The organism is Pseudomonas sp. WS 5071, from assembly GCF_012985765.1.
GTDB classification, from domain to species: Bacteria; Pseudomonadota; Gammaproteobacteria; order Pseudomonadales; family Pseudomonadaceae; genus Aquipseudomonas; species Aquipseudomonas lundensis_A.
Genome location: NZ_JAAQWY010000027.1, coordinates 26,683 through 43,708, shown reverse-complemented (window position 1 = coordinate 43,708; position 17,026 = coordinate 26,683). Strand labels below are relative to the sequence as shown.

Below are 17,026 nucleotides of genomic sequence, written 5' to 3'. Positions count from 1 at the left end.
CCGGGGCTTTTTTGTATTCGCTGACGGGCGCATACCCACCTGGAAACACCCGGTAATTCTCCCGCGCTGCACGGCAACCAGCCTGCACTAGCCTTAAGCATTCTTCCCGGGCAAGGACGCTCATGATGCTGGCCACACTTCGTCTTTTTAGCGGGCTTGCACTCGCCTGCTTCACCTTCAACACCTACGCGCAGACCTGTCCCTCGTGGCCGCAGCCCCGCGCCCAACAGGCATTCGACAGCCTCGAACAGCAACTGCGTATCTGGGACGACAGCTACCACCGCCAAGGGATTTCTCTGGTTACGGACGCTGTTTACGACCAGTCCCGCGCACGACTGGAACACTGGCGGCGCTGCCTGAACACGCCCCCTTCCCGTCACCCCCTGCACACAGCCCGCGGAAAAATCCAGCACCCGGTAGCCCACACCGGACTGGCCAAACTGCGCAGTGAACAAGCCGTCAAAGGCTGGATAAACAGCCGCCAGGGTGTGTGGGTACAGCCCAAGGTAGACGGCGTGGCCGTGACGCTGACCTATCGACAGGGACAACTGGAGCAAGTGATCAGCCGGGGGGACGGGGAGAAAGGTCAGGACTGGACTGCCTCGGCCCTTACCCTTGACGCAATTCCCCGTACCTTGCCGCAACCGGTGGACCGGGTGCTGCAAGGCGAGCTTTATTGGCGCCTGCCTGATCATGTGCAAGCGACCTCTGGCAGCCTCAATGCGCGCAGCCTGGTTGCAGGGTTGATGGCGCGCCATGCGCTCACGCCTGAACACGCCGAGCGCATCGGTTTATTTGTCTGGGACTGGCCCGACGGCCCCGCCACGCTAACCGAGCGTTTACAGCACCTGAGCGATCTGGGGTTTGTCGACAGCCAAACCTACAGTCAGCCCGTGGAACGCTTCGAACAAGCACGGGATTGGCGCCAGCACTGGTACACCACAGCGTTGCCGTTTGCCACAGATGGTGTGGTGTTGCGCCAGAGCGAACGCCCGGACGCCAGGCGCTGGCAGGCAAAACCGCCGAACTGGGCCGTCGCCTGGAAATACCCTCACGCACAAGCCGTCAGTGAAGTACGCAGTGTCGCGTTCAACATCGGGCGCACCGGGCGCATTACGCCCATGCTTGAGCTAACCCCCGTGACGCTCGACGACCGGCGAATCAAACGCATCAGCGTCGGCTCCCTGAAACGTTGGCAACAGCTTGATATTCGTCCCGGCGACCATGTGGCGATCAGTCTCGCAGGCATGACCATCCCACGCCTGGACAGTGTCGCGTTGCGCGCGCCGGAGCGCCTTGAAGTGAACGCCCCCAACCCCCACAACTTCCACACCCTGAGCTGCTGGCAACCCACGCCGGGCTGCGAAAGCCAATTTTTGGCGCGCCTGAACGGGTTAAGCCGAAAGAATGGGTTGGCCCTGCCGTCTGTCGGCCCCGGAACCTGGAAAACGTTGATCCAGAGCGGACAAATCAACAGCCTGACGGATTGGTTGACCCTGGATGCTTCCCGGCTTGTTAACATTGCGGGCTTCGGCGAGCGCAGCAGCGTACGTTTATTGACCAGTTTGCAGGCCGCCCGGCAACAATCGTTCGAACGCTGGGTCAAAGCAATCGGTCTACCGCCCACGGGTGACGCACCTTTGGGTCAGTCATGGCAGGCGCTGGTGGCACGTGACACTGAAGCGTGGTTAGCAGAACCGGGCATCGGTCCGCGTCGTGCCGAACAATTGAGTGCGTTCCTGCAAGACCCGAATGTACGGGCGATAGGGGATGCATTACGGGCTGCTGAAGTGGCGGGGTTCGACTAGCCTGCTTCAGTCCGTTGCCGGACCCATGCTGCGTTTCGCATCTTTGAACTGTGTGTATTGTTACTTTTTGTTATGGAGCTATTTATGAAATTTCTTTCACCGCTCGCCCTGTTCACTGTTTGCGGCCTGATGGCTGCCCCGCTCATGGCCGCTGATCCAGCGCCTGAACTGACTGGTTGCGCTGCCAAGGTCAAAAACATCGAGACTCAGCTTGAGTACGCGCGGGCTCACAACAACAGCGGCCAGATCGCCGGTCTGGAAAAAGCCCTGAGTGAAGTCAAAGCCAATTGCACTGACGCTAGCCTTAAGAAAGAACGTGAGAACAAGGTTCTTGAGGCCAAGCACGAAGTCAGCCAGCGTCAGGCCGATCTGGACAAGGCCATGAAGAAAGGCGACCCGGAGAAGATCAACAAGCGCAAAGACAAGCTGGCTGAGTCGCGCAAAGAACTGCAGGAAGCACTGGACCAACTCGACAAGTAAGCCTTCGGCCCTGTCACGACAACCCTCTCCCTCAGGGAGAGGGGCTGTTGATTGAAGGCATGGTCAGTGGTTACGGAATTCCTTGTGACACGCGCTGCACGTGTCTTCGACTTTCTGCACAGCTGGCGCAAGGCTGCTGGCCTTGTATGGCTGAACCTGACTGGCAATCACCAACTCACCCGTGGCGGCTTCCAGTTGACGGGCCAAGTCCTGAAAACGGGCCTGTTTCTGCCACACATCATCGGTTGCGCTGGTTTGGTCAGACTCTTTGACCTTCGGGAAATGTTTCCACGGCTCATGGGCCAACGCATCGAGTTTGACCGCCCCCTCGGTAAAACGCGGGCCATCGAACGGAATTCGCCCACGCAACATGCCCCCCAGGTCTTCACTGGTCTTGAGCATTTGCTTGAAAATCGCTTTACGCTGGCCCAGCGGCGAATTGGGATCAACCCCGCCACACGCCGACAGCGTCAGACAGGCCAGCAGTACAACAGTCAATCGTTTCAGAGTCATGGTCGCTTCACATCACGAAATTCGGTCGCCAGTATCCTCGTGTCACCTGTAAAGACCAATACCCCTATTGAATATAAGGATTGCCTGGACGGTTCTTGAACCTCGGCAACCGTAAAGGAACATCGCAGATGAGTCGTCTTTTAAAGCCACTGGTGTGGGCGCTGCCCGTTGTTATGTTGCTGGCCGGCTGCAACGGCACCGATCAGGATGCCAAACAACCTGAAGCCCCGCACACCACGTACAGCAAAGCGGACTGGAGTGCGTTGCCAGAGGTGACCGGCGCTGATCTGCAGGGCGGCTTCGCCTCTTGGCGCAGTGCATGCACCCGGCTCAAGGCCGACGCCAACTGGGGGGGAATCTGCAGCGAGGCCGCCCAGTTACCGGCCAGCCCGAGCGTGGCCGAGATCAGCAATTTTCTGCAAACCCACCTCGATGTCTACAGCCTGCGTTCCGCGCAAGGCAGCAGCGATGGCCTGATTACCGGTTATTACGAACCCGTCTACCCCGGCAGCCTGGCGGCCAACGAGGTGGCCAAGGTGCCGGTGTATGGCGTGCCTTCCGACCTGATCGTGGTCAACCTCGACAGCCTCTACCCGGAACTCAAGGGCAAGCGTCTGCGCGGGCGCCTTGAAGGCCGTGTCATTAAACCCTACGACACGGCAGCCACGATCAATGCCCAAGGCCTGAACGCGCCTGTCATCGCGTGGTTGACCGACCCGATGGACCTGCAATTTTTGCAAATTCAGGGTTCTGGCCGCGTGCAACTGGATGACGGCCGTCAACTTCGCATCGGCTACGCCGACCAGAATGGTCATCCGTACAAGCCGATTGGCCGCTGGCTGGTGGAACAGGGCGAGTTGAAAAAAGAAGACGTAACCATGGGCACCATTCACGCCTGGGCGATGGCACACCCTGAGCGTGTCAGCGAACTGCTGGCGAGCAACCCCAGTTATGTGTTTTTCACCCAGAACCCCGACAGCAACGAAGGCCCGCGCGGCTCGTTGAATGTGCCACTGACCGCAGGCTACAGCGTAGCCGTTGACCGCAAGGTGATTCCATTGGGTAGTCTGCTCTGGCTGTCGACGACTCAAGCCGACGGTCAACCGATCGTACGCCCGGTAGCGGCTCAGGACACGGGCGGAGCGATTGCGGGCGAAGTTCGCGCCGACTTCTTCGTCGGTACAGGCCCGGAAGCCGGCAAGTTGGCCGGTGACATGAAGCAAAAGGGCAATATCTGGCTGCTGTGGCCTAAAGGCGCGGCACTGCCTGAATAAAACAGGCCCCACGCCACCCTTTGTAGTCGCTGGCGAGCATTCACGGGCGCCACTCGACAGCGACGTAAAGGCCTTACTCCACCGGATCGCTCACCGGCTTGGCGATGATTTGCTTGAGTTCTGCCGTCATCGGGAACTCAAGGTTCAGGCCATTGGGCGGGATCGGTTGCTCAAACCAGCGCTGGTAAATCCCGGTGATTTCACCCGAGCTGTACAGGTCGGCCAGGGTCTGGTTCACCACAGCCAAAAACTGCGGGTCGTCCTTGCGCACCATGCAGCTGTAGATTTCACGCGATTGCTCGTCACCCACTACCACCCAGTTATGCGGGTCACGGGCCTTCGCGCGTTCGCCATAGAGCAGCGCGTCGTCCATGTAAAACGCCACGGCGCGCCCGGTTTCCAGCATTTTGAACGCTTCGCCATGGTCCTTGGCGCTGATGACGTTCATGCCCATTTTGTGATCGGCGCTGTAGCTTTTAATAAAACGCTCATTGGTGGTGCCCGCAGTGGTCACTACGTTTTTCTCGCGCAGATCATCAAACCCCTTGATGCCACTGTCCTTGGCGGTCAACAACTGGCCTTTGACGTAGATAAACCCGTAGGAAAACGCCACCTGCTTCTGACGCTCGGCAGTCACGCCGGTTGAACCGCATTCCAGATCCACTGTGCCGTTTTGCACCAGCGGGATGCGGGTTTGCGACGTCACCAGGTTGTATTTGATGTTCAAGGGCTTGTCGCCCAGCTTCTTTTGCACGTTTTCGACGATTTTATTCGCCAGCTCCACGGAGTACCCCATGGGCTTACCCGAGTTGTCGCCAACATAAGAGAAGGGCACCGAAGCGTCCCGATAGCCGAGGGTGATGCGCCCCGAATCCGAAATCTTTTTCATAGTGCCCTGCAACGGCACGTCATTGGCGCAGACTGCCTGGCTGATCAACAGGCCCAGCGTGCAACTGATCAAGGTGAGTTTTTTCATCTTCTTATTTCCCCTTTAAAACAGATTAACGACGTACAGCAATCACGCTGATTTCCACCCGCACTTCGGGCCGCGCCAGCTCGGCTTGCAGCGTGGTACGGGTCGGCGCCTTGCCAGCCGACAGCCAGGCCGACCACACCGCATTCATGGCCGCAAAATCACGCTGGATGTTTTGCAAGTAGATCGTGGCGTTTAGGATGTGGTCTTTGTCACTGCCTGTTTCGGCTAGCAGAGCATCGATTTTGCTGAGTACTTCTTCGGTTTGCGCGGCAATGTCTTGAGTTTGCGTGGGAACTTGCCCGGACAAAAACACCAGCGCCTCAAACGTCGCGGCGGCGCTCAAACGGTCATTGCTGTTAATTCGGTGAATCGTCATCGGGTGGTTCCTTGTTGTAGGTACAGATTCAAGCGGCATGGGGCGCAAGGCCTTGCATGTCGATGGAAGGTTGGCGCTGTGCGATCAACTCGGTCAGCAACCGGCCACTGCCACAGGCCAGCGTGAAGCCCAGTGCGCCATGCCCCAGGTTGAGCCACAAGTTGCGATAACCGCTGGCCCCCAGAATCGGCACACCGGTCGGCGTTGCAGGGCGCATGCCAGCCCACTCGATGGCGTCGTCATAATTGCCTGCTTCGGGGAAGGTGCCGTGCGCCAACTGGCGCATTTGAGCCAGGCGCTTGGGGTCCAGCGCTGCGTCAAATCCGACAATGTCGACCATCGCCGCGATCCGCAACTGCTCGCCAATGCGGGCGTACACAATCTTGCGGTCGTAGTCGGTGATGCTCACCTGCGGGGCTTTTTTCACATTGGCCAGCGGCAGGGTCAGGCTGTAGCCCTTGAGCGGGTACAGCGGCAACTCCAGACCGGGCAGGCGCAAGGCGGGGCTGTTATGGCCCGCCGCCAGCACCAGTTGACTGACCGGCAGTACGTCATGGCCCATCTCGACCGCCGTCACGGCACCCTGATGGTGCACGAGACGCGTCACGGTTTTGCCCAGCATAAACGTGCAGCGGCCAGAGGCTTGCAAGCGCGCCACCAACTGCTGACAAAACAGATGGCAGTCGCCCACCTCTTCGTCCGGGGTGTAAATGCCGCCGACAAACGGAGCGCCTAGCAAACCCGGCTCCAACGCTACGCACTCGCTGGCTGACAGCGCCTGTTGAAAGGAACTGTGGGTAACGTTTTGCCGGGCTTTGTGGAAGTGCGCGGGCTCCCGAAAAGCCACGAGCTTGCCATTGCGTCGCCATTCAAAGCCGTCAAGGTGATCGTCTTCGCGCCATTGCTGCAACGTGGCCTGACTGAGCAGCGCCAGACGCAACAGATGCGCACCGTTGCGCTGATTGACGGAGCCGCGGCAAGCACCGACGAACGAAGCCAGCCAACGCCATTGAGCCGGGTCCATGCGGGGGCGAAGTTTGAGAGGTGAATCGGCGCGCAGCATCCAGCCCATGGCTTGCCAGGGCACCCCGGCATCGGCCAGGGGCGCCACATAGCGATACGACAGCTGCCCGCCATTGGCGAAGCTGGTCTGACTACCGAGGCGGGTCTGGGCTTCGATCAGCGTGACGTCAAAACCTTCGCGCACCAGCGCATACGCTGTTGCCAGCCCGATGACGCCGCCACCGATGATGCAAACCTGCTGTGCCATGTCAGTCCTTAACCCAAAGTTATGCGGCCTTCAGATTAGGGGCAGATGACAGGGCATGAATAATGAATAAAGATGCTCATCCCATAAACAAAGGTTATGGACTACTGCCATGCGTTTGCGACATATCGAGGTCTTTCAGGCCATCCGCCAAACCGGCTCGGTCAGCGCCGCTGCCCAGTTGCTGCACGTCTCGCAACCGGCGGTGAGCAAAGTCTTACAGCATGCCGAATTGCAACTGGGATTTGCCCTGTTCCTGCGGGTACGCGGCAAACTCCAGCCCACGCCTGAGGCGCTACTGCTGGAGCGCGAGGTCGATAAAGTCACCGAAAGCCTGCAAGGCGTGCAGCGACTGGCCGAAAGCTTGCGCCGTGAGCCTGGTCATCGCTTGCGTATTGGCAGTACCCCGGCACTGGCGCTGTCGCTGATGCCGCCCGTGATCCGCGAATGGACGCAACGCTATCCCGATATCCACTGCGAGCTGGCCAGCGCTCATACCCGAGAACTGGTGCAAAACCTGCTGATGCGCGAGCTCGACGTTGCCCTGACCTTCAAGCAACCCGAGCATCCTGGCCTCAAGGCGCAAGCGCTGGCCCACGGTGTGCTGGTGGCACTGGCCCCACGGGGCTACTGGCCCGAAACAGACCTCGGCTTGCCGCTGAAACTGGATGAATTGGCGAATGCGCCGTTGATTGGCTTGAGCAGCGCCGACCCGTTGTTTGCGCGGTTTGAACGTTACCTGCAAGCCGTCGAACCGCCGCCACGTATCAGGCTCGCGGTGCAGACCTATTCATTGGCCAGCGCAATGGTGGAATCAGGGGCGGGATTGGCTGTGATTGACCCGTTCACCGCACTGGGGGCTTCACGCGACAGCACACGAATACGGCCGCTGACGCCTGCGTTGCCCATTACGCTGTACGCACTGACCCGTGCCGACGAACCGGGTCCGCATACGCTGGAGGGGTTGCTGCAATTGTTCGCGCAACACGCCAACGAACAGTTGCAGCGTTTGTCGCTGTAACCGCAGTCCCTGCCGCAAGCTGCGAGCGTTTAAACCTCAACCCTCTCACAGCTTGACGGCAGCTACCGCGTACGCAGCATTACTTCGGCAAGGCGTACACCACCACCTGATCGCCCACTTGATCCTTGAGGATCGAGTTGCCACCGGCCACAAAGGCAACGTACTGACGGCCTTTGTATTCGTAGACCGCCGGGTTGGCCACCGCAGGAGCCATGACAATGTCGGACCACAACTCCTTGCCGTCATCCAGCGCGTAGGCACGGACTTTGGCGTCCATCGAAGCACCGATGAAAATCACCCCGCCCGCCGTCACTGCCGGGCCACCAATGGTGGGTGACCCCATGTCTTCAGGCATGTACCAGCCCCACTGCTGAACCGCGCCCATCGGGCGACGCCATTTCACGTCACCGGTGCGCATGTCCAGGGCCACGATTTCACCGAACGGCGGCGCCCAGCACGGCATGCCTGCCCAGTTCTGCGCGTTCAGCAGCGACATGCCATACGGCGCGCCGATTTGCGGGTAGAAACCGTTTTCGTTGCCGGCTTCCTTGGGCTGTTTGTCGTACGCCGCACGGTCCCACAGCTTGATCATCTGCACGATGTGCGAGGTGTTCACGATGGCCACTTGGTTAACCGGGTCAAACGCAACCCCGCCCCACTGCACCCCGCCCGCACTATCCGGGTACGCGAGCACGCCATTGCCTTTGGTCGCGGGCGGCGAGTACATGCCGTTGTATTCCAGGCCGTCCCACATCTTCGAGCACTGGCCCAAGCCAACGATGTCCGCGACTTTCCAGATTGCCGGTTTCTTGGACTGGTCCATTAGCGGCGCAGGCTTGGTCGGGAATGGTTGGGTCGGTGAGTACACTTCGCCATCGGCATCGCCCTGTGGCACCGGACGTTCCTCGATCGGCCACACGTCTTCACCTGTGCGCCGGTCAACCGTGAACAGGAAGCCCATCTTGGTCGCCTGCACCAACGCGGCCACCGGTTTGCCATTGACTGTAATGTCCATCAACGTCGGTGCCGAGTTGATGTCGTAATCCCACAAGTCATGGTGAACCCACTGACGCGACCAGACGACTTTGCCGGTGTTGATATCCAGCGCTGTGGTAGACGTACCCAGCGGAATCGGCTTGGTGCGGTTGCCACCCCAGTAGTTGGGCGACGGCGATGACACCGGGATGTACAGCAAGCCCAGTGCCGGGTCGTAAGACATGGCAGTCCAGATATTGGCAGTGCCGGTTTTGCCCGCTTCCTCCTCCGGGATCGGCTTGAACTCCCATTCCAACTCACCGGTGCGGGCGTTCAGTGCAAACAACGAACCTGGCGACTCTACCTCGTATTCCCAGTCTTTCCCGGCCCAGCCCACGATCAGCTTGTCGCCAATCACAGTTGGCGGTTGCAGCACCGACAGCGGCCATTTGGCGTTAAGGGTGTTCCATTGGTTGATGTCCACCACGCCGTTTTTGCCGAAGCTTTCGCACGGCTTACCGGTGTCGGCATCCACCGCATACAGTTGTGCAGTCATGTTGCCCAGGTACACGACTTTCTGGCAGGCCACGCCCGCTTGCGGGTTTTTCTCTTGCCAATAAGCCACGCCCCGGGACTTCAACGCAGGCTGGGTCTCGGCCACCAGAGGCGACTTGGTATCAAATACCCACTTTTCTTTCCCGGTCTCGGGTTCAAGGGCAATGATTCGGTAAAACGGCGTGCCGATGTACAAGGTGTCATTGGCGAAGATCGGCGTGGCCGACCAGACGGACGGCGGGATTTTGCCCGTGCCGGTGGACATGTCCCCGGTGAAGTACTGCCAGACTTTGGTCAGGTTGCCGACGTTGTCTTTATTGATTTGCGTGAGGGGGGAGTACTTCTGTGCGCTGAGCTGGCCGTGAAAGCTGTCCCATTCCTTGCCGTTCGGGATCGGAATTTTCGCGCTTTCAGCCGACACGCTCGACGGCGCGAGCAGCGGCGCAGGTACGGTGTAGGTCTCAGCCTGGGCCGTTGAAAGTCCCGCCAGCATGCACAGGGCCGGGGCGCTCAAAAGGTGTTTTTTCATTGTATTCATGTCACGCGCTCCTGGTGGCCGGGGTGAAGGTTTCAATCACGACACCCACTGCGCCTACTGCCAGCACGGCGGCAGTCCACCACCCGTGCAAAAACAGTGCTGCAATGAAGGTCCCGACAATCCCCGCCCAACTCAAAAACAGGAGAAAGCCTCGCAGCCCGCCCGCATGACTCTTGAGCAGTAACAGCCCCAATACAACCATCACCAGCTCAGCGAACATCGCCGTCATCGCGCCACCCGAGCCATCAATACCAGACAGCGGCGTGAAAAAACGCCACGCGGTGATGACCAGCGCAACCAGCGCGGCGACGATCAGAATATAAGCACCCACGTGACGCCTGGGCGTTGCCGAGGGTGACGCATAACCCGCAGATGTACTCATCCCTTTCCCCTTTCCGTTATATGCACATTGGGTGTGTAAGGAAAACCCGAACGAACAGGCGCACTCAAGCCATTGCCGAAAGCACCTTCAGCCAAACGAGTTTGAGTGTAGTCAACGTGTAGGGAAGCACCCACAAGGATGCAGGATTAGTCGCACATGATTGCTGTGAGTGGACGAGGCTGCAGGCGAGCGAGGCCGTCGAAGCGCATTCACCGCCGCGCATCAGGTACGCAGCGGTGACCGGCAGACAAGGTCACGCAGGCTTAATGCGCCCTGTCGGCCTCAGCCGGGGCAGGCGCATCTTGGGTCACGTGCCTCACCAGTTTGCCAATGGTCAGGCCCTGGAACAGGATCGACGACAGCACCACGATGTAAGTGATGCTCAGGATCAGGTCACGCTCCGGGCCGAGTGGCAACGCCAGTGCCAGGGCAACCGAAACCCCGCCACGCAGGCCGCCCCACGTCAGGATGCGGATGGTGCCACGGGGCACGGCGCGCCAGCGGCGCAGTAACATAATGGCCGGGGCAACGGTCAGCAGGCGTGACAGCAGAATCGCCACGGCCAACGCACTGGCAGCCAGCAAATGCAGCCACGAGAACGGCAGCAGCAACAATTCCATGCCGATCAGCGCAAACAGCAACGCGTTGAGCATGTCATCCAGCAACTCCCAGAAACCGTCCATGTAACGGCGGGTCATCTCGTTCATCGCTTTGTTTCGACCCAGATTGCCGATGATCAGGCCGGCCACCACCATCGCAATCGGCGCCGATACATGCAGCTCACTGGCCATGGCCGAGCCGCCGATCACCAGCGCGAGGGTCAGCATGACTTCGATCTGGTACTGCTCGATGCTTTTGATCATCCGGTACACCAGATAACCGATCAGCCCGCCGAACACCACGCCGCCAATGGCTTCGTGGGCGAACATCATGGCCGTGGCGCTGACGCTCGGGGTTTCGCCCAGTTGGACAATGCCAAGCAACACGGTGAACACCACAACCGCGGTGCCATCATTGAAAAGACTCTCGCCCACGATGGTGGTTTTCAGGGGCTTTGATGCGTTGGCGGTCCGCAGCACGCCGAGCACCGCAATCGGGTCGGTGGGGGATATCAGCGCGCCGAACAGCAGGCAGTACAGGAAGCTGATGTGCCAGCCAAAGAGGCCAAAAATCCAGTACGCCAGGCTGCCTATCACCGTGGTGGCGATCAAAACCCCCACCGTGGCCAGCAAGCCAATGGGCCAGCGGTAGCTGCGCACGTCGTTGAAGTTAACGTGCAAAGCGCCTGCAAACAGCAGAAAGCCCAGCATCCAGTTCATGAGCAGATCGCCAAAATCAATCTGGCCGATCAACTGTTGCACGCGGTCTTCGAGCCCCGGGTAGCCGAGTACGCTCAAACCCTGCAACAGCAAAGAAAATAAAAGGGCGGTGACCATCACGCCAATCGTGGGCGGCAGGCCGATAAAACGGTAATTCACATACGTCAGCAACGACGTCAGACAGATAAACGCAGCAACAAGCTCAAGCATCCGAGTTCCTGTGGTGGCGGGAGTGAAGGGGTTTCCGGTCAGGCCGGGCGTTGGTTTGATGCAAAAGCTGGCGTGAGCGGCACATTGCCGAGCGTGACAAACCGACGCAACGCCTGGCCAGCATTGACCACGGCATGAGTCCTTTGTTGCAACACCTGCAGGGTTTAGGGTCCTTAATGATGCTCCGTCAGCTAGCGCCTGGGAGCCACCAAAGGGGCACCCGATTATTCGTTTGTTCACGCAAACGCTGCGCGCGCCGACGCACGTTTGACGTATAAACAGCCATCGTCCAACCACATAAGGAGCACGGGGTGCTGGCAACGTCGTTGGTGTTGATCGCTGCTGTGTTGCACGCGGTCTGGAATACCCTGATTAAGTTCAGCGGCGAGCGTCTGCTGGTCATCGCCTGCATGGACACGGTGGCACTGCTGGTGGTCGCCGCGCTGGTGGGCTTTGTGTCGTTCCCGCCGCTGGCTCTCTGGCCGTGGATTCTGGCGTCTGCCCTCTTCGAACTGCTGTACCGCGTGCTGCTGATCCGCGCCTACCGGGTCGGAGACCTTGGGCTGGTGTACCCGCTGATGCGCGGCCTTTCGCCCTTGGTGGTGCTGACACTGACCCTGATTTTTGCCGGTGAAGTGCTGACCGGCCAGCAAATTATCGGCATTCTCCTGATACCGTGCGGTATGGCCTGCCTGCTGTGGCAAGGCGGCGGCGGTGATCGTCTGCCGTGGTCGATGCTGCCGGTGGTCGCGCTCATCGGCCTGTGCATTGGCTGCTATACCTTTCTTGATGGTCAGGCGTTACGCCGCTGGCCGCACCCGCTGGATTATCTGGTGTGGCTGACGCTCATCAGCGCGTGGCCGTTCCCACTGCTGGCCATCACCCGCAAACGTGCCGCGTTCACGCTGTTCTGGCGCACGCAATGGCGGTTGGGGTTGGCCGTCGGGGTTTGCGTGCTGACCAGTTATGCACTGGTGCTGTGGGCGATGCAGCTGGGCTCGATTGCCGAGGCGGCGGCCTTGCGTGAGGTCAGCGTGATGCTGGTGGTGCTGTTCGGCATGCGCTACCTCAAAGAACCTTTTGGCGGCCCCAGACTCTTAGCGTGTGGGCTGGTGCTGATCGGCATGCTCGTGATGAAACTCTAAAAAAGAAATTCCAATGACGGTTGCCTTCTGGTGTGTACTGATTGCCTTGTGTCTGCCGTACGTGTGTACCGCGGTGGCCAAGTTCAGCGGCGGCAAATTCGGGCCCCGGCAAAACCATGACCCGCGCGCGTTTCTCGACACCCTCGACGGTTTCGCCAAACGTGCTCACAGCGCGCAACTCAACAGCTTCGAAGTCACCCCGGCGTTTGCCGCTGCCGTGATCATTGCTGACATCGTCGGTAACGCCCAACCCGTCACGATTGATGTACTGGCCGTGCTGTTTATCACCAGCCGCTTGCTGTACATCATTTGTTACCTGGCAGATTGGGCCATGTTGCGTTCACTGGTGTGGTTCATCGGCATGGGGCTGATCGTCAGCTTCTTCTTCGTGTCGATGTAACTGCTCAACGCGTCAGCGTCAGAAATCGCCCCACAACTGCTGAGCCACGGCCAGCGCCACCACCGGGGCGGTTTCGGTACGCAATACCCGAGGGCCAAGGCGCGCCGGTTGATAACCCGCCGCCTGGGCCTGATCGACTTCATTGTCGGTCAACCCGCCTTCCGGACCGATCAGAAACGCCAGGCGCGAAGGCTTGGCATGGCTGGCCAGCGGCTCGGACACCGGGTGCAACACCAGCTTGAGGTCGGCGTGCGTGTTGTTAATCCAGTCATTAAGCAGCACGGGCGAATGAATCACCGGCACCCGCGAACGCCCACATTGCTCGCACGCACTGATAGCCACCTGACGCCAGTGAGCCAGACGTTTGTCTGCACGTTCGTCCTTGAGCCGCACTTCGCAGCGTTCGCTCATGATCGGCGTGATCTCGTTGACCCCCAGTTCCGTGGCTTTCTGAATCGCCCAATCCATGCGCTCACCACGGGACAACCCTTGGCCAAGGTGAATCGCCAGCGGCGACTCGACTTGCCCGGCGAAGGTCTCTTCCAGCACCACGCGCACGCGCTTTTTACCGACTTCCAGCAAACGCCCCAGGAACTCGTGACCCGAGCCGTCGAACACTTGCAGGGCATCGCCCTCGGCCATGCGCAGCACGCGGCCAATGTAATGCGCCTGGGCTTCAGGCAATTCATGCTCACCGAGGCTCAATGGGGCATCGATGAAGAAACGGGACAATCTCATGTGTTTTCTCTGAAAAGTGTGCGCTTCAGGCGCGAACGTGCGCGCCCGAAGAAAATAACCCTAGCCCGGGTCGCGGAAGTCCGGATGGAAATTCGCCGGCACAGCCACGCGGATATCACTGCGGGTCGCGATGTCGATGCCTTCGCTGGCTACGTCGGCCAGAAAGTCGATTTGCTCCGGGGTTATCACGTAAGGCGGCAAGAAATACACCACGCTGCCCAGCGGACGCAACAACGCGCCACGCTCCAACGCATGCTGGAACACTTTTAACCCACGACGCTCCTGCCACGGGTATGCCGTTTTACTGGCCTTGTCCTGGACCATTTCGATGGCCAGAACCATACCGGTCTGACGCACTTCCGAGACATGCGGATGGTCCGCCAGATGCGCCGTCGAACTGGCCATACGCTGTGCCAGGGCTTTGTTGTTCTCGATAACGTTGTCTTGTTCGAAGATATCCAGCGTGGCCAATGCCGCCGCACACGCCAGCGGGTTGCCGGTGTAACTGTGGGAATGAAGGAAAGCGCGCAGGGTCGGATAGTCGTCGTAGAAGGCGCTGTAGACCTCATCCGTGGTCACACAGGCAGCCAGTGGCAAATAACCGCCCGTCAATGCCTTGGACAAGCACAGGAAGTCCGGGGTGATGCCTGCCTGCTCACACGCGAACATCGTGCCGGTGCGACCGAAGCCCACCGCGATTTCGTCGTGAATCAAGTGCACGCCATAACGGTCGCACGCTTCACGCAATAACGTGAGGTACACCGGGTGGTACATGCGCATGCCGCCCGCCCCCTGAATCAGCGGTTCGACAATGACGGCTGCCACGGTGGCGTGGTGCTCGGCCAGTGTCTGTTCCATGGCCATGAACATCACGCGCGAGTGTTCTTCCCAGCTCATGCCGTCCGCACGCAAATAGCAATCGGGGCTGGGCACCTTGATGGTGTCAAGCAGCAGCGCCTTGTAGGTTTCAGTGAACAGCGGCACATCGCCCACCGACATCGCTGCCATGGTCTCGCCGTGATAACTGTTCGTCAGGGTCACGAAACGCTTTTTGTTTGGCTGGCCACGGTTGAGCCAGTAGTGAAAGCTCATCTTCAGCGCAACTTCTATGCAGGACGAACCATTGTCGGCATAGAAACAGCGCGTCAGGCCTTCTGGCGTCATCTGCACCAGTCGCTCCGACAGCTCGATCACTGGCTGATGGCTGAACCCGGCCAGAATTACGTGCTCCAGCTGATCGACTTGATCCTTGATGCGTTGGTTGATGCGAGGGTTGGCGTGCCCGAACACATTGACCCACCAGGAACTCACAGCATCCAGATAACGCTTGCCTTCGAAGTCTTCGAGCCACACGCCTTCACCGCGCTTGATCGGGATCAACGGTAATTGCTCGTGATCTTTCATTTGGGTGCAGGGATGCCATAAAACGGCTAAATCGCGCTGCATCCACTGATTATTCAGGCCCATTTCCACTCTCCTGGCGCTGGCTCCCGGCGTGTGCGGGCAAACAATCGCGCAAGCCTATGCAATGCGCGAGTTCGTAACAAGTCATTGCGCTTGCAACAACACGTATCGCTTCTATGGTGTGCTGACGAACGCCGTCGCAGTGGAGTCATGAATCATCGTTAATGTTTTCTTAATGCCTTCCTCACAGGCTACAGATCGTATTTATCGATACCTTCCAGCGAAAAAATGCGCTTTCATTCGATAGGTAAACGATTAGTCTTAGGCCCAAGTTCCTACAGGATGTTGGCAATGCAGCTACGCAACTCTTCTACTCGCTACGGTGCGGTCAGTGTTTTCTTGCATTGGTTTGTTGCCCTGGCCGTGTTCGGCTTATTTGCACTCGGCTTATGGATGGTCGGGCTCGACTATTACAGCCCGTGGCGCAAGGAAGCCCCCGACCTGCACAAAAGCATCGGTTTGACGCTCCTGGCCTTGATGGTCATTCGCGTGGTGTGGCGCTGGATCAGCCCGGCACCACCAGCACTGGCCACTTACAGCCGTGCCACACGCATTGGCGCCACGCTCGGCCATGGCTTTTTGTATCTAAGTTTGTTTGCCGTAATGATCGCCGGTTACCTGATTTCTACCGCCGAAGGCGTTGGCATCCCGGTATTCGGTCTGTTTGAAGTACCGGCACTGATTACAAATCTGCCTGATCAGGCGGATGTTGCCGGTGTCGTGCATTTGTACCTGGCGTGGACCGTGGTGATCTTTGCCGGATTACATGGTCTAGTCGCTCTCAAGCACCACTTTATCGATCGTGATGCGACCCTGACTCGTATGCTGGGACGCAAAGCCTGATGTTCAACCTCAACTCAAAAGGAATAGAACGCATGTTGAAAAAGACTCTCGCCGCTTTGGCACTGGGTACAGCGCTGTTGTCCGCTGGCCAGGCAATGGCTGCTGACTACACCATCGACAAAGAAGGTCAGCACGCCTTTATCGACTGGAAAATCAGCCACCTGGGCTACAGCTTCATTCACGGGACGTTCAAAGACTGGAAGGGCACATTCTCGTGGGATGCTGCCAAGCCTGCTGACAGCAAAATCAACGTGACCCTGAAAACAGCCAGCCTGTGGTCGAACCACGCTGAGCGTGACAAGCACATCGCCAGCAAAGATTTCCTGGACGTGAGCAAGTACCCGGATGCCGAGTTCGTTTCGACCAAAGTCGTTCCGACTGGCGAAAAAACAGCTGACGTCACCGGTGACCTGACCCTGCACGGCGTGACCAAGCCCGTAACGTTCAAGGCAACGTTCAACGGCGAGGGCAAGGATCCATGGGGCGGCGAACGTGCTGGCTTCAACGCCACCACGACCCTGAACCTGAACGATTTCGGCATCAAAGGCCCGGGCCCTACGTCTCAGACCCTGAACCTCGACATCTCGCTGGAAGGTACAAAGAACAAGTAATAGCCCGTTCACACGGCTGAGAAAAACGCCCCGACTTGCGAGAGTCGGGGCGTTTTTTTGTGCCAGGGATTTAAGGGTGTCTTCACCCTGATCCTTGTCTGGAGGGCAAGAAGGCTGAATGAATTCGCTCG

17 protein-coding genes are annotated in these 17,026 nt (G+C 59.0%); 8 read left to right on the top strand and 9 right to left on the bottom strand.

Going from position 1 to position 17,026, the window contains the following annotated elements:
- Positions 1–125 precede the first annotated feature (125 nt).
- Both ligB and HBN61_RS16710 read left to right on the top strand, forming a co-directional pair.
- On the top strand, positions 126–1,808 hold the full coding sequence (gene ligB, locus HBN61_RS16715; RefSeq protein ID WP_170047261.1) for an NAD-dependent DNA ligase LigB: 1,683 nt from the start codon (positions 126–128) through the stop codon (positions 1,806–1,808).
- Between the two features lie 84 nt (positions 1,809–1,892).
- Positions 1,893–2,288 (top strand): DUF1090 domain-containing protein, encoded by a 396-nt coding sequence (locus HBN61_RS16710; protein ID WP_094991604.1) that lies wholly within the window; start codon positions 1,893–1,895, stop codon positions 2,286–2,288.
- Between the two features lie 63 nt (positions 2,289–2,351).
- Here HBN61_RS16710 and HBN61_RS16705 read toward each other — a convergent pair whose 3' ends face one another.
- Positions 2,352–2,801: a c-type cytochrome gene (locus tag HBN61_RS16705; protein WP_094991605.1), complete on the bottom strand. Its 450-nt coding sequence runs from the start codon at positions 2,799–2,801 to the stop codon at positions 2,352–2,354.
- 128 nt (positions 2,802–2,929) lie between these two features.
- Between HBN61_RS16705 and mltA the strand changes: the two genes are divergently transcribed.
- Positions 2,930–4,075 (top strand): murein transglycosylase A, encoded by a 1,146-nt coding sequence (mltA, locus tag HBN61_RS16700; protein WP_170047259.1) that lies wholly within the window; start codon positions 2,930–2,932, stop codon positions 4,073–4,075.
- 73 nt (positions 4,076–4,148) lie between these two features.
- On the opposite strand, the gene HBN61_RS16695 is transcribed toward mltA, so the two are convergent.
- From HBN61_RS16695 to HBN61_RS16685, 3 genes are read right to left on the bottom strand one after another with little or no spacing between them, the layout of a single operon-like run.
- Positions 4,149–5,051, bottom strand: a complete 903-nt coding sequence (locus HBN61_RS16695; protein WP_169962146.1) for a transporter substrate-binding domain-containing protein — start codon at positions 5,049–5,051, stop codon at positions 4,149–4,151.
- A 25-nt stretch (positions 5,052–5,076) separates the two neighbouring features.
- Positions 5,077–5,427, bottom strand: coding sequence for a RidA family protein (locus HBN61_RS16690; protein ID WP_094991608.1), 351 nt, complete (start codon positions 5,425–5,427; stop codon positions 5,077–5,079).
- 28 nt (positions 5,428–5,455) lie between these two features.
- The gene (locus HBN61_RS16685) at positions 5,456–6,697 is read right to left on the bottom strand and encodes a D-amino acid dehydrogenase (protein WP_170047257.1); all 1,242 of its coding nucleotides are present in this window, start codon (positions 6,695–6,697) and stop codon (positions 5,456–5,458) included.
- 109 nt (positions 6,698–6,806) lie between these two features.
- Here HBN61_RS16685 and HBN61_RS16680 point away from each other — a divergent pair, with 109 nt between their 5' ends.
- The gene (locus HBN61_RS16680; protein ID WP_169962152.1) at positions 6,807–7,715 is read left to right on the top strand and encodes a LysR family transcriptional regulator; all 909 of its coding nucleotides are present in this window, start codon (positions 6,807–6,809) and stop codon (positions 7,713–7,715) included.
- Between the two features lie 79 nt (positions 7,716–7,794).
- Here the strand turns inward: HBN61_RS16680 and HBN61_RS16675 are convergent, their stop codons facing one another.
- The 3 genes from HBN61_RS16675 to HBN61_RS16665 form a co-directional block, all read right to left on the bottom strand.
- Positions 7,795–9,783, bottom strand: coding sequence for a pyrroloquinoline quinone-dependent dehydrogenase (locus tag HBN61_RS16675; RefSeq protein ID WP_094991611.1), 1,989 nt, complete (start codon positions 9,781–9,783; stop codon positions 7,795–7,797).
- Position 9,784: 1 nt separating this feature from the next.
- A complete protein-coding gene (locus tag HBN61_RS16670) occupies positions 9,785–10,165 on the bottom strand; it encodes a hypothetical protein (RefSeq protein ID WP_094991612.1) in 381 nt (126 codons plus the stop codon).
- Positions 10,166–10,428: 263 nt separating this feature from the next.
- Positions 10,429–11,694, bottom strand: coding sequence for a cation:proton antiporter (locus HBN61_RS16665; RefSeq protein WP_169962156.1), 1,266 nt, complete (start codon positions 11,692–11,694; stop codon positions 10,429–10,431).
- 311 nt (positions 11,695–12,005) lie between these two features.
- On the opposite strand from HBN61_RS16665, the gene HBN61_RS16660 reads away from it, so the two are divergent.
- Positions 12,006–12,839 (top strand): EamA family transporter, encoded by an 834-nt coding sequence (locus HBN61_RS16660; protein ID WP_094991614.1) that lies wholly within the window; start codon positions 12,006–12,008, stop codon positions 12,837–12,839.
- Between the two features lie 13 nt (positions 12,840–12,852).
- On the top strand, positions 12,853–13,239 hold the full coding sequence (locus tag HBN61_RS16655) for an MAPEG family protein (RefSeq protein WP_094991615.1): 387 nt from the start codon (positions 12,853–12,855) through the stop codon (positions 13,237–13,239).
- Positions 13,240–13,257: 18 nt separating this feature from the next.
- Here HBN61_RS16655 and HBN61_RS16650 read toward each other — a convergent pair whose 3' ends face one another.
- Positions 13,258–13,977, bottom strand: coding sequence for a 16S rRNA (uracil(1498)-N(3))-methyltransferase (locus tag HBN61_RS16650; RefSeq protein ID WP_170047255.1), 720 nt, complete (start codon positions 13,975–13,977; stop codon positions 13,258–13,260).
- 60 nt (positions 13,978–14,037) lie between these two features.
- The gene (gene bioA / locus HBN61_RS16645) at positions 14,038–15,444 is read right to left on the bottom strand and encodes an adenosylmethionine--8-amino-7-oxononanoate transaminase (RefSeq protein ID WP_170047253.1); all 1,407 of its coding nucleotides are present in this window, start codon (positions 15,442–15,444) and stop codon (positions 14,038–14,040) included.
- Positions 15,445–15,732: 288 nt separating this feature from the next.
- On the opposite strand from bioA, the gene HBN61_RS16640 reads away from it, so the two are divergent.
- Complete coding sequence (locus HBN61_RS16640; protein ID WP_170047251.1) at positions 15,733–16,284, top strand: cytochrome b; 552 nt, start codon at positions 15,733–15,735, stop codon at positions 16,282–16,284.
- 32 nt (positions 16,285–16,316) lie between these two features.
- Positions 16,317–16,895 (top strand): YceI family protein, encoded by a 579-nt coding sequence (locus HBN61_RS16635; RefSeq protein ID WP_170047249.1) that lies wholly within the window; start codon positions 16,317–16,319, stop codon positions 16,893–16,895.
- Positions 16,896–17,026 lie beyond the last annotated feature (131 nt).

Coding starts and splice junctions, on each gene's coding strand:
- ligB (WP_170047261.1), top strand. CDS start 126: ATGCTGGCCACACTTCGTCTTTTTAGCGGGCTTGCACTCGCCTGCTTC.
- HBN61_RS16640 (WP_170047251.1), top strand. CDS start 15,733: ATGCAGCTACGCAACTCTTCTACTCGCTACGGTGCGGTCAGTGTTTTC.
- HBN61_RS16665 (WP_169962156.1), bottom strand. CDS start 11,694: ATGCTTGAGCTTGTTGCTGCGTTTATCTGTCTGACGTCGTTGCTGACG.
- HBN61_RS16650 (WP_170047255.1), bottom strand. CDS start 13,977: ATGAGATTGTCCCGTTTCTTCATCGATGCCCCATTGAGCCTCGGTGAG.
- mltA (WP_170047259.1), top strand. CDS start 2,930: ATGAGTCGTCTTTTAAAGCCACTGGTGTGGGCGCTGCCCGTTGTTATG.
- HBN61_RS16680 (WP_169962152.1), top strand. CDS start 6,807: ATGCGTTTGCGACATATCGAGGTCTTTCAGGCCATCCGCCAAACCGGC.
- HBN61_RS16685 (WP_170047257.1), bottom strand. CDS start 6,697: ATGGCACAGCAGGTTTGCATCATCGGTGGCGGCGTCATCGGGCTGGCA.
- HBN61_RS16710 (WP_094991604.1), top strand. CDS start 1,893: ATGAAATTTCTTTCACCGCTCGCCCTGTTCACTGTTTGCGGCCTGATG.
- HBN61_RS16655 (WP_094991615.1), top strand. CDS start 12,853: ATGACGGTTGCCTTCTGGTGTGTACTGATTGCCTTGTGTCTGCCGTAC.
- HBN61_RS16675 (WP_094991611.1), bottom strand. CDS start 9,783: ATGAATACAATGAAAAAACACCTTTTGAGCGCCCCGGCCCTGTGCATG.
- HBN61_RS16695 (WP_169962146.1), bottom strand. CDS start 5,051: ATGAAAAAACTCACCTTGATCAGTTGCACGCTGGGCCTGTTGATCAGC.
- HBN61_RS16635 (WP_170047249.1), top strand. CDS start 16,317: ATGTTGAAAAAGACTCTCGCCGCTTTGGCACTGGGTACAGCGCTGTTG.
- HBN61_RS16705 (WP_094991605.1), bottom strand. CDS start 2,801: ATGACTCTGAAACGATTGACTGTTGTACTGCTGGCCTGTCTGACGCTG.
- bioA (WP_170047253.1), bottom strand. CDS start 15,444: ATGGGCCTGAATAATCAGTGGATGCAGCGCGATTTAGCCGTTTTATGG.
- HBN61_RS16670 (WP_094991612.1), bottom strand. CDS start 10,165: ATGAGTACATCTGCGGGTTATGCGTCACCCTCGGCAACGCCCAGGCGT.
- HBN61_RS16690 (WP_094991608.1), bottom strand. CDS start 5,427: ATGACGATTCACCGAATTAACAGCAATGACCGTTTGAGCGCCGCCGCG.